The organism is Enterococcus alishanensis, assembly GCF_019218635.1.
GTDB lineage: Bacteria > Bacillota > Bacilli > Lactobacillales > Enterococcaceae > Enterococcus_A > Enterococcus_A alishanensis.
Genome location: NZ_JAHUZB010000007.1, coordinates 135,772 through 146,854, shown reverse-complemented (window position 1 = coordinate 146,854; position 11,083 = coordinate 135,772). Strand labels below are relative to the sequence as shown.

The following is an 11,083-nucleotide window of genomic DNA, read 5'->3' as shown; positions in this document are numbered from 1 at the left end:
GGTTCAATCAAAATAATTTATACAGTAGATTCTAAAAGGATAGTACTTCTTTTATTTAAGAAAGAAGTACTATCAATCAAAAAAGGGGATTTAAATATGAACAAAAAGTTTTTCTGGTTAAATGGACTACTCGTCTTTTTAACATTATTTATTGGTAAAGGAGTGCTCGCAGATACAGTACAAGTATCAACAGTTGATGATTTAATCACACAAGTTAATACTGCGACACAAGCTAGAACGATTACTTTAGATTCCAACTTTCCTCAAACAATATCGAAAACAATTGATTTGAAAGAAAATACCAGTTATCCAATTATAATTGATGGGCAAAATAAAACCTTAACTTCAGATGGAAGCACTCTAATGTTTTCATATTCTGGAGGGAGCTCTAGTACTGCTGGCTCTGTAACACTTAAAAACATGATTCTTCAAGGAAATAACTCTTCTGGTAAAGCAATAAATACCAGTGGTTATAAAGGCGATTTCAATTTAGATAATGTCTATGTTGGAGACTTCCATAATCCTTCTGATGGTGGAGCTATGAATATTGGCGGGAATACGTCTATTGTAGATAGCACATTTGAAAATAATACGACAAATGCACCTGGATATGGTGGTGGAGCTATTGCTGGAAAACAATTTTCTAGTAAATTAGTAGTTGAAAATTCTAAATTTTTCAATAATGAAACTTTAGCTCTTGGTACAGGAGCTGTTGGTGGCGAGGGTGGAGCAATGTGGTTTTATGCTCCTTCAACTTCTGCTTCTTTTGAATTTAAGAATAATTACTTTAAAGAAAATAAAGCTGTGGAAAATGCTTCTTCTATGACCGGTGTTCAAACACTAGCCGATGGTGGTGCGATCGCATTTTTCAATGTAATGCAAGGAATCAAAATAGATTTCGATTCTAACACATTTGATTCTAACGTTGCCGGAGATAACGGAGGAGCCATTCTAATACAAGCGAATGGTTCGACTTCCACTGATGGCGTTACTTCTGGGATCCTTTTCCAGAACAATACTTTTTATGATAATAAGTCAAATGGTTCTGCAAGCAGTGGCGTAACTCAAAGTGGCGGGGCAATTCAGATTTATCAAAACGGTGGTAGAAGTACCAGTAGAAAAACTATGGTTGACTTTATTTCTAACACATTTGCTGCAAACAAATCAGTAACTTCTGGAGGAGCTATTGGTTTTGCCGGAGCGCCGTTTTTTAATGGTGCTGGAGGAAATTTTACAAACAATATCTTGGTGGATAATGTAAATGGTTATTCTACTGGAACAGAAACACTAAACTCCATTGCATCTTCTTCTGTAAAATCGACTGATAAAGGAAATAATATCGGTTATGATGCGACAGGAGCAACAGGGGACATTGTAAAAGATGGAAAACAAGTTTTTGGAAATATTCCATATGGTCTTGTCCCAGATAATTCTACTATCAGTGCAGGAAGTTCGAATACCAGAGAAACAGTTCCAACTATTCCAATTGCACCAGAACTTCTAGCAGATGCTAAAGTTAAAGATGGGACTAGCTTACCTGTAGATCAAAGAAATATTCCTAGAATAGAACCTTCAGACATTGGGTCTGTTGAAATTTCTTGGTTGAAATATGATAGTAATGGAGGTAAATTTAATTTCGATAATTTACCTGATAAATATGATGGCTCAACTTATTACGGAGAAAAACAACCTACTACTTATTATCAAGTAGGAAATAATACTCAAAAAGTTAATATAATTAATGGACAATCAGATTTAAATGCAAGTAGAGAAAATTATGATTTCTTAGGATGGTCTACTGATCCAAGTGCCACGAAACCAGATGACAATTTAAAAGCTGGCAATCAAACTACAATTGTTTCTGAAGGAGCTACTTTATATGCAGTTTGGACACCAGCGGCTGGTGCAAGCGTAACTGCTCACTATGTAGATGAACAAGGTAAAACAATATCTGAGGATATTATTTTAACTGGTCCAATAGGAGAATCATATACAACAACGCAACAAGAAGTTTTTGGTTATAAATTTAAAGAAGTTGTTGGTAATACAACAGGAACCTTTACGAATGAATCTCAGGAAGTAACCTATATCTACTCAGAAATTGTTCCTGGAAAAATAACTGTTGAGTATTGGGAGTACGATGTAAATGGTAATCCTATTAAAAAAATCCATGCGGATGAAACGATAACTGGTAAATACGGTGAACGTTATGATGCACCAATTATTTATGTACCTGAGTACGGATTTAATGGTGTTATTACAGATGATGGATACGCTCCTCTTAGTGGACTATTACTGAACGAAGAAGCACAAACAATTAAACTTTCTTATCACTTGTTAACAGATGATAATCCTCTTCAAGAAGGAGTAGTAGTTGTTCAGTATCAAGACTCTGAAGGTAAAACTTTAAGAGAAAATGAAATGCTCCGTGGTGCAATTGGTTCTGACTATGCAGCGACTCAATTAAATATTGATAACTATACAATGATTGAAGTTGTTGGAGAACCTACTGGTCAATACACATCAAATGTTAAAGTCGTTACCTTTGTATATAAGAGTAATAGTATTCCGAAAGATGAATTGATTCCTGTATATAGAGCATATAATTCAAATGACGGAGACCACTTATTTACGACTAGTAAAAAAGAATATGATTGGATTCAAACATATAAATGGACGCCAGAAGGTATTGCCTTTCAAAGTGTCGTGCCAACTCATAAAAGTGCGACTAAAGTATACCGTTTGTATAATCCCAATTCAGGAGAACATTTCTATACAACTGATGTAACTGAATACAATAGTGTTGGGGCTGCAGGATGGAAGCAAGAAGGCATTGGTTTCTATATGGTTACTAAAGAAGAAGGAGATCCTGTATACCGAGTATTTAATCCTAATGCAACTGGACCTGGATCACATATGTATACTAAGGTTCGTTCAGAAGCAGATTGGTTGATTAGTTTAGGTTGGAGAGATGAAGGCATTGCCTTCTATACACCTAGATAAATAGAAAACTAATATAAAAAACCAAAAAAGGTTGTTTCTATATAAATGATTTTTATTTCATAGTGTTTAATTATGCCGATATATCTATCAATATTCATTGATTTAAATCATTAATGATAAAATATTTTCAAATTTATCAACATAAAAACGATTTCTTTGTTATAATAAATAAAGTGACAATTATTTATTTTAAGGAGGAATTTCATGAAGAAAATTATTTTAGGAGCTACATTGCTTGTTGGTATGGGTGCAGCCTTTATGCTGAGTACAAATGCGGAGGCAACTTCCCCAGCACCAGAAACAGAAAAAGAATTATATCGTGTCTATAATCCTAATTCAGGAGAACATTTCTTTACAGCAAGTCTTGATGAATACAGCTGGTTAGAAGATCAGGGATGGGTTCAAGAAGACCTTGCCTGGTTGACACCAACTGAAGGAGAAAAAGTTTACCGTCTATACAACCCTAACGCTGGAGACCATTTCTATACCAAGAGTATCGTAGAATATGATTGGTTAAGTAAACAAGGATGGGTTCAAGAAGGTGAATCATTCCTAAGTTCTGCAGACACAACCGCTCCAGTTTACCGAAGCTATAATAAAAATGCACTAGCTGCCGGTGCCCATATGTTCACATTAAGTAAATCTGAACATGATGGTTTAGTGAAATCTGGTTGGATTAACGAAGACGTTCAATTTTATGCTGTATCATATGCAAAACAGCTTGGAGATTTGATTGAGTATGCTAACTCTTTAGAAGAAGCGGATTATGATCCAACTGATTATGCAGATTTTAAAGCAGTTGTAGCAGAGTCTCAAGCAGTGTTAGATAATACTAAGGCTACTCAAGATGAATTACAGGACCAATTGAACAAATTAGCAGATGCTTTAGTTACATTAGAAGAATCTGTAGAAGTACCTGAATCAGAATAATATATTTATGAGAAGTGTTACCTATGGGTATACCTAAGGTAACACTTTTTATTATGCCAATTAAACTTGGATCAAATTTAAGTAGATTAATTTTTTTGTAAAATACAATATTTAAAAGGGGATTATTATGAAAAGAATATTAGAACAAGGGAAAGTATCTTTCCCTCAGGCCATGAGCGATTTTTTCAAAGGTTATGCTGATTTTAGAGGACGGTCTACACGTAGAGGATATTGGTTTGCAATGCTAGGAATTTTAGTTATTTATGTCATTTTAACTATAATTACTGGGATATCTTCCAGCAACAGAGAATACTATGAATCACCTATCAATGGCTTTATGTTATTTATAATTGTACTATTTACTTTAGCAATCATCATTCCTTCCATTGCTTTATCAGTAAGAAGATTAAGAGATACAGGCTTGAAAAGTAAGACAATTTTAGTTTTATTTATTGTATATTATGCCCTTAGTTATACTTGGGGGATGAATTTATACTCAACTGTGTTAAATTCAGTAACTAGCATGGCGTCAGCATATAGTAGCTATTCAGACGTTACTACACCTTTAACAACTTTAAACCTTTCTGGATCACCATTGCTTACCTTCTTTACAATGTTATTATCTATATTTATAACCATTAGTGCTTTTTTACCCTCAGATATGTTTGCTACTACTAGTAAAAATTCGGTACTAACATCAATTTTTTCTGAGAAATAATTATTTGATAAAGACAGATACCATTATAGGTTATCTGTTTTTTTCTTTATAAAATAAAAATGGAGCTGTTCATTATAGGTATGCTTCTATTAGAATTCTATTAATAGTATACGCGTTGAGAAATGAGTAGACCAAAAACGACGGATTTCTCCAGTACAAATAATAAATGAACATTCCCTACGATTAACTTTTATTTCAGTTGATCGTAGTTTTTTTGTTTATCTTGTGAAGTTGTGCTGGAATCTAATTTCATTTTTCAACAGCCACAAATACCAGAGAATAGAACTTCGTGATCCATGAGCTACCATGTATATTTCCTTATAGTTTCCTGATAATTTTTTCCTATGATAAAGCTATCAAAAGGAGGAGCGATATCATGAATGAACTTCTATTAGAAACTAGGGGACTAACAAAGTCTTATCATCATCAAAATGTTGTATCAGATTTAGCCATTAAGGTGCCTAAAAATAGTGTATATGGTCTTTTGGGAGCAAATGGTGCGGGTAAATCAACTACTTTAAAAATGCTGACTGGAATTGTAGCCCCGACGAAGGGAGAAATTCTTTATCAGAACCAATCTTGGAAACGAAAAGATTTAAGTGAGATTGGTGCTTTGATCGAGTCTCCACCCTTATATGGAAACTTAACGGCTAAAGAAAATTTGTTAGTGCGAACAGTGACACTGGGATTACCTAAAGAACGCATTGAAGAGGTATTAAAAATTGTGCAGTTGACTGATACAGGTAAGAAAAAAGCACGACAATTTTCAATGGGCATGAAACAGCGGTTAGGAATTGCCTTGGCATTATTAAATAATCCCAAACTACTGATTTTAGATGAGCCGACAAATGGTTTGGATCCCATTGGTATTCAAGACTTTAGACAGTTGATTCGCTCGTTCCCTGAAAAAGGTATCACAGTTATTCTATCTAGCCATATCTTATCGGAAATTGAACAAACTGTTGATAAAATTGGCATTATTTCAAACGGAAGATTGGGTTATCAAGGGGATTTACCAAAGAATACGCAAGCATTGGAAGAATTATTCTTAGAGATTGCCAAAACATATACTGAAGTCGGAGGTTTTTAAAAATGAAACAATTAATCCAAGCAGAATATATAAAAGGTCGTCGTAGTTTTGGAAGACGTTCGATGATAATTTTTCCAATGGTAGCCATACTTTTTGCAGTTTTTTTAATGAGCGGTCAGTTATCACAAATTGCGGCTTATAATTGGTGGTATATCCTACTTTTACCAGCAGCCGTTGCTTTTTTAGTAATTAGTTTAATTAACAGTGAAAAACGGATGGGATTTATCAATCTAAAAACGTTACCCATCTCAAGTCAGAAAATTTGGGTTTCAAAGATAATTACTGGCTTTACGTATCTCTTTTTGATGAATGTCATGCTGTTTGGATTTTCAACCATTTCTGGACTGCTTTTTGGTTCACAATATCCAATCTGGGGGGGACTATTAGCAGGTTTACTTTTGACAATCACTTGGGCATGGCAAGTACCGCTAGGGATGTGGTTAGTCACAAAATTCAATTCAACAGCAGCATTTTTGTGTCTGATTGCAGCAAATACCGTTTGCTCTTTTCAAGATATTGCCGGTGGGCAGTTATGGTATATTCCTTTTGCCATTCCACCTAGATTAATGACACCAATTATTGGCATCAATCCTAATGGTGTGCCACTTTCAGCAAATAGTCCACTTTGGAATACAAGCGTTATACTTCCAGGGGTTATTATTACTATTTTCTTGTTCATTTTCAGTGCATGGTTTACAACTAAATCATTTGATTGGAGTAGAGAAAAATGATTGATAATTTGCTTGCTGATTTTTTTAAAATAAGAAAAACTCCTTTTTTTCTGCTACATTTACTGATTCCTTTACTAGGGATCTTCATTTTCTTTAGTTATCAAGTAATAGCTCAACATAGCGGTAATTTAATGATGATTAGTTTTTGTCAGGTATTGTCTTTAGTCTATCCTATTGTCGCTGCGTGGCTAACAAATATTGTCATAAATCAAGAAATTGAAGCTGGTGGAGGATTTTTTCTACTGAGTGCGAGGTCTCGTAGTAGTGCTTTATTATCTAAGCTCTTTTATTTGTTGATAGGTGGTTTGTTGGCTTGTTTTATTGCAGTCTTTGGTTATCATTTGCTAAATTTTTTGTTAGTAGCAAGCTATCAATTTTCTTTTTTTCAGGTGGGTCAGTTATTTCTTTTTGTCTTTGGCTGTAGTATTTTCCAGTATTTTTTGCATATGAGCTTATGTCTTAAATTGGGGGAGCATGTCAGTTTTGGAGTAGCCGCATTAGAATTTTTATTAGCAGCTTTAATGATGACCAGTTTAGGAGAGATTCTCTGGGTGGTTGTCCCTAGTGCCTGGGGAATGAGGCTGATTCGGTTAATGGGAACTGATTTTACCGGTGATGTACTACTGAAATTTATTCCTTTTCCCCTCATTATTTTGCTAATATTAGTTATAACAGTCGTGATGGGTGTCATTCTCTTTGCCATCATGAGAAGCTGGGAAGGTCGTACGAACGAAGAATAGTTTTTTTGGGAGGAAATGATGACAAGAATTTTGATGATTGATGATGATCCACAAATCTTAAAATTAATGAAAACGGCACTTGAGCGACAAGGATATCAAGTTGAGACGGCTGAAAATCCTTCTGAAGTCACTCTTGCAAAAGCAAAGTTTGCCGATTTGATTTTACTTGATGTGATGATGCCTGAAGAAGATGGCTTTAGTTATTTAGAAAGAATTCGGCAGCAAGTGGATGTGCCTATCCTTTTTGTAACAGCAAAAACAGCTGAGCAAGATTTGATTCATGGCTTAGGTATTGGCGCCGATGATTATATCGAAAAGCCTTTTTCAATTGGTGAGTTACGGGCCCGGGTTGCTTCTCATTTAAGAAGGGAGAAGCGAGAACATCATCATGTTTTACGTAGTGGAGAGCTAACCGTTGATTTAGAAGCCAAACAGTTTTATTTCCAGTCAGAAATGATTTCATTTACTAAGTCTGAGTATGCGATTTGTGTTTATTTACTGGAGCATGCCGAACAGGTCTTTTCAAAGGAACAAATCTATGAAGCTGTATTCGGTTTAGATGGTGTTTCAGATGAAACCGTCATTGTTGAGCATATCAAAAATATCCGCAGCAAGTTAAAAAAGTATCAGTTAGCACCAATTCAAACAGTCTGGGGGATTGGCTATAAATGGCAAAAAAACAATCCATTGGTTTGACCAATTATGTGACACGCATTTTATTTATGGCATTTGGAGGGACATTTTTAATCATCCTTCTGATAGTAGCTACATTTTTAGTGATGCTACAAACAAATTTTATTGCACCGTCTAATATTGGAGAAACGGCAGCACGAAATACCATTGAAGATTTAACAGCACAAGGACATTTCTCGACTAATTTTGATACTAGCTATTTTAATTATATCTATTTCAACGCTGAAGGAGAGGTAGTTTCTTCATCTTTGCAAAATAAAGAGTTAACAGATGTAAAAAAACGTTATGAAAACCTCAATCAAGATTACTCTAACGGTGCTTATCTAAAATTTTCAGATGGCAGCTATTCTTTATTTGTTTGGCAGTACCAAGCACTTTTTACTAACGTTTGGTTACGGAGATGTTTACCAAGGCCGGAGTTTCTTTTCTTTGGAATCACTTTGCTATTATTAGTTCTGTATTCTGTATTTATCATTCGCTTTGCGAGTAAAAATTTAAGTAGCAAGATTTCATTAATTAATCAAGCCAGCCAGCAGGTTGCACGGCAAGATTTAGATTCACCAATAAAAATGAAAAGTGGTATTAAAGAGTTTGATAGTAGCTTGAATTCTATGGAAGAAATGCGGCAAACACTTAAAAATTCATTGGTTCAACAGTGGCAAGCACAGCAGCAGCAAAAACAAGATTTAGCAGCATTAAGCCATGATATTAAAACACCACTGACAATTATCAGCGGAAATTCAGAGTTATTATTAGAAGACGAGCTAACAGCACCGCAAAAAGAATCGGTCCGAGCAATTTTTGAATCAAGCCAGCGAGCGCAGCACTATCTTCAAGTGCTACAACAAGTATCCAACTTTGATTTACAGATGAAAGAAAAAACTGAAATGTCAGTCAAAGCGTTACTAAAGGAAATCGATGAAATTTTACGTCCTTTGGCTAAACAAAAAAATTTATTGATTACTTATTCCTTTCCAGAAGGATTAAAAATATTTGCTGATGTATTTAATCTTGTCAGAGCTTTAATCACTCTTGGAGAAAATGCCATAAATTATTCTACAGTAGGAGAAATAAAAATTTCTGTCACCAAAGAAGACAACTATATAAATTTTGTGTTTGAAGATACTGGTCCAGGTTTTTCAGATGAAGGACTGAAACATGCTACGGAGATGTTTTGGCAACAGGATCAGAGTCGCTCAACGAATGTCAATTATGGCATTGGATTAGCTTTAGCTAAAAAAGTTGCAGAAGACCATGGTGGTAAAATTAATATAGAAAATAAAAATGGTGGGGCAAGGGTAACTTTAGTTATTGAGAGTTAATATTGAAGCCATTGATTAAAAAGAAAAACATACGGTTTGTTGAAGAGTGCTGACAGATAAAAAAAAGTCATCTATTTAAAGATAGCTAAGTAAACTTTTTGGATATTATCTATTTAAGATCACTCTTGAAATAAAAATGGCTACTAAATAACCTAATACTAACAAAAAAAAACCAAGAAAAGCCTTTTTAAACAACTCTTTTTTATTCATTTTTTACCAACTTTCTGAATTTTATTAATATTATACGCTTTTAACGGTCAGATAAAAATAATGAATGTTCGTAAAATATTGAAACTTGTTACTTCTTCTTTTTGGCTTGTTTACTAAAGTATAAATCAAAAGGACAGTCACAATAACAACACCAACAATTAATAAAATATATTTTATAGTATCTATTGCGATTTTCGCGAATACTTCAATAAAACTCCCTAGCCACTGAGGCAAAGTAAAGATGATATAAAAAAAGCAGCAAATTTTAAATTGATAGGTAGATGATGCAAAAATTATTTTTCACACTGCTTTCCTTAGTTAAAACTGCCAATCATTCTTTGTTAATTTAAAAAAAAGTTCAGTTTTTACTTCGTTTAGCAAGGGTATGTCTACATTATCAAGCTGTAAGACATATTCAAAGCCTAATTTTTCTACTACTCTTTTGGAATTATTATTTTCAATGAATATACCGGCCCAAACATTTTCCATACCGAGATCATTAAAACAATATTGAATCACCCGTTTTGCAGCCTCAGGCATGAAACTTTTTCCCCAATAAGGAAAACCCAGCCAGTAGCCGATTTCTGCATCTTTTTTACCCATAAAAGAGCGTCGTTCGCTTGTTTGATTTAAAATGATTCCAATCGAACCAATTACTTTTTCAGGCTGTTCTTTTAGACAAATCGCAAAGTCATGTTCTTTAGAAAACACATTTTTTATTATCTCTAAACTATTTTCAACACTGGTATGTGGCGGCCAACCAGTAATAGGCCCAACTTTTTCATTAGATGCCAGCTCGGATAATGCCTCTGCATCATGATTTGACCAAGGACGTAAAATTAAGCGCTCCGTTTCTAAAATCATATGATTTCCCCACCTTAAATTTAAGATTTATTTGATTATAGCATGTTGAAATATTAGCGACTATATCAGTCAAATGGATAGGGTGTTGCTAGTAACTATCCGGAAATAATTTTCATAGATTCTATCAAATTTTTTAACACTTTTTTATAGCAGATTGATAAAAGTAAAATGAAGAGGTGATGGAGACGATCAATAGAAGTAAAAGAAAAACAATATAAAATGGAGGAAGATATTTGGAAGTAGATACTTTATTTTCCTTATCTTTCTCTTTTGAATAGTGTAGTCAGTATTATTTTGGATAAATGATGGTAATATTTTAGATGTTAGTAAGTCGTATCTTTTTTAGGATGACTGGAATAAAAAATCGTAGACCAATTATAACTAGTTTACTAATAGCAAACTGCTCCTAGATATATAAAATATAGCTAATTAAAATCAGTCTGGTATCAATAGAGTGGCCAGCTTAAAATCAAAGTATTTATCAAATATTGATTGGTCAATCTACAACCCTTCTACGGAGCAAATCCATAATACAGTAATATATACATAAACAAGCCGTATTTAACCATAATAAACGAAAAAAATGCGATGAATATTACCAAGAGAGATTTTATCATTGTACTTTGCTCTTTAAAGGTTTTGCTAAACAGTAATCTGAAAAAAATAGTGAGGAGTAGGAAGATTGAAAAGAAGTACCAGGAGCATTCGATATAAAAATAAAATTCATTATACAAAGTAAGTGAAGCACTGTGATTGAGAAGGTAGGTGCCAGTTTTTAAATA

9 protein-coding genes are annotated in these 11,083 nt (G+C 34.0%); 8 read left to right on the top strand and 1 reads right to left on the bottom strand.

Translation table 11 applies throughout. The features are described 5' to 3' along the window. The first annotated feature begins 96 nt into the window (after positions 1-96). From KUA55_RS15515 to KUA55_RS15480, 8 genes are all read left to right on the top strand, one after another. Positions 97-3,003: a MucBP domain-containing protein gene (locus KUA55_RS15515; RefSeq protein WP_218327303.1), complete on the top strand. Its 2,907-nt coding sequence runs from the start codon at positions 97-99 to the stop codon at positions 3,001-3,003. Between the two features lie 204 nt (positions 3,004-3,207). Continuing rightward, positions 3,208-3,933, top strand: a complete 726-nt coding sequence (locus tag KUA55_RS15510; protein ID WP_218327302.1) for a hypothetical protein — start codon at positions 3,208-3,210, stop codon at positions 3,931-3,933. A gap of 127 nt (positions 3,934-4,060) precedes the next feature. Next, positions 4,061-4,651 (top strand): DUF805 domain-containing protein, encoded by a 591-nt coding sequence (locus tag KUA55_RS15505; protein WP_218327301.1) that lies wholly within the window; start codon positions 4,061-4,063, stop codon positions 4,649-4,651. 376 nt (positions 4,652-5,027) lie between these two features. Next, positions 5,028-5,741, top strand: coding sequence for a lantibiotic protection ABC transporter ATP-binding protein (locus KUA55_RS15500; protein WP_218327300.1), 714 nt, complete (start codon positions 5,028-5,030; stop codon positions 5,739-5,741). Positions 5,742-5,743: 2 nt separating this feature from the next. Beyond that, positions 5,744-6,472, top strand: a complete 729-nt coding sequence (locus KUA55_RS15495; RefSeq protein WP_218327299.1) for a lantibiotic immunity ABC transporter MutE/EpiE family permease subunit — start codon at positions 5,744-5,746, stop codon at positions 6,470-6,472. Next, positions 6,469-7,212 (top strand): lantibiotic immunity ABC transporter MutG family permease subunit, encoded by a 744-nt coding sequence (locus KUA55_RS15490; RefSeq protein ID WP_218327298.1) that lies wholly within the window; start codon positions 6,469-6,471, stop codon positions 7,210-7,212. The genes KUA55_RS15495 and KUA55_RS15490 overlap by 4 nt, the downstream gene beginning before the upstream one ends. Before the next feature lie 18 nt (positions 7,213-7,230). Next, positions 7,231-7,908 carry a response regulator transcription factor gene (locus KUA55_RS15485; RefSeq protein WP_218327297.1) on the top strand — a complete coding sequence of 226 codons (678 nt, stop codon included), beginning with the start codon at positions 7,231-7,233 and terminating at the stop codon, positions 7,906-7,908. Continuing rightward, a complete protein-coding gene (locus KUA55_RS15480; protein ID WP_218327296.1) occupies positions 7,881-9,227 on the top strand; it encodes a HAMP domain-containing sensor histidine kinase in 1,347 nt (448 codons plus the stop codon). The genes KUA55_RS15485 and KUA55_RS15480 overlap by 28 nt, the downstream gene beginning before the upstream one ends. A 528-nt stretch (positions 9,228-9,755) precedes the next feature. On the opposite strand, the gene KUA55_RS15475 is transcribed toward KUA55_RS15480, so the two are convergent. Continuing rightward, complete coding sequence (locus KUA55_RS15475) at positions 9,756-10,301, bottom strand: GNAT family N-acetyltransferase (RefSeq protein WP_218327295.1); 546 nt, start codon at positions 10,299-10,301, stop codon at positions 9,756-9,758. Positions 10,302-11,083: the final 782 nt, after the last annotated feature.

Coding starts and splice junctions, on each gene's coding strand:
- KUA55_RS15510 (WP_218327302.1), top strand. CDS start 3,208: ATGAAGAAAATTATTTTAGGAGCTACATTGCTTGTTGGTATGGGTGCA.
- KUA55_RS15495 (WP_218327299.1), top strand. CDS start 5,744: ATGAAACAATTAATCCAAGCAGAATATATAAAAGGTCGTCGTAGTTTT.
- KUA55_RS15515 (WP_218327303.1), top strand. CDS start 97: ATGAACAAAAAGTTTTTCTGGTTAAATGGACTACTCGTCTTTTTAACA.
- KUA55_RS15505 (WP_218327301.1), top strand. CDS start 4,061: ATGAAAAGAATATTAGAACAAGGGAAAGTATCTTTCCCTCAGGCCATG.
- KUA55_RS15490 (WP_218327298.1), top strand. CDS start 6,469: ATGATTGATAATTTGCTTGCTGATTTTTTTAAAATAAGAAAAACTCCT.
- KUA55_RS15475 (WP_218327295.1), bottom strand. CDS start 10,301: ATGATTTTAGAAACGGAGCGCTTAATTTTACGTCCTTGGTCAAATCAT.
- KUA55_RS15500 (WP_218327300.1), top strand. CDS start 5,028: ATGAATGAACTTCTATTAGAAACTAGGGGACTAACAAAGTCTTATCAT.
- KUA55_RS15485 (WP_218327297.1), top strand. CDS start 7,231: ATGACAAGAATTTTGATGATTGATGATGATCCACAAATCTTAAAATTA.
- KUA55_RS15480 (WP_218327296.1), top strand. CDS start 7,881: ATGGCAAAAAAACAATCCATTGGTTTGACCAATTATGTGACACGCATT.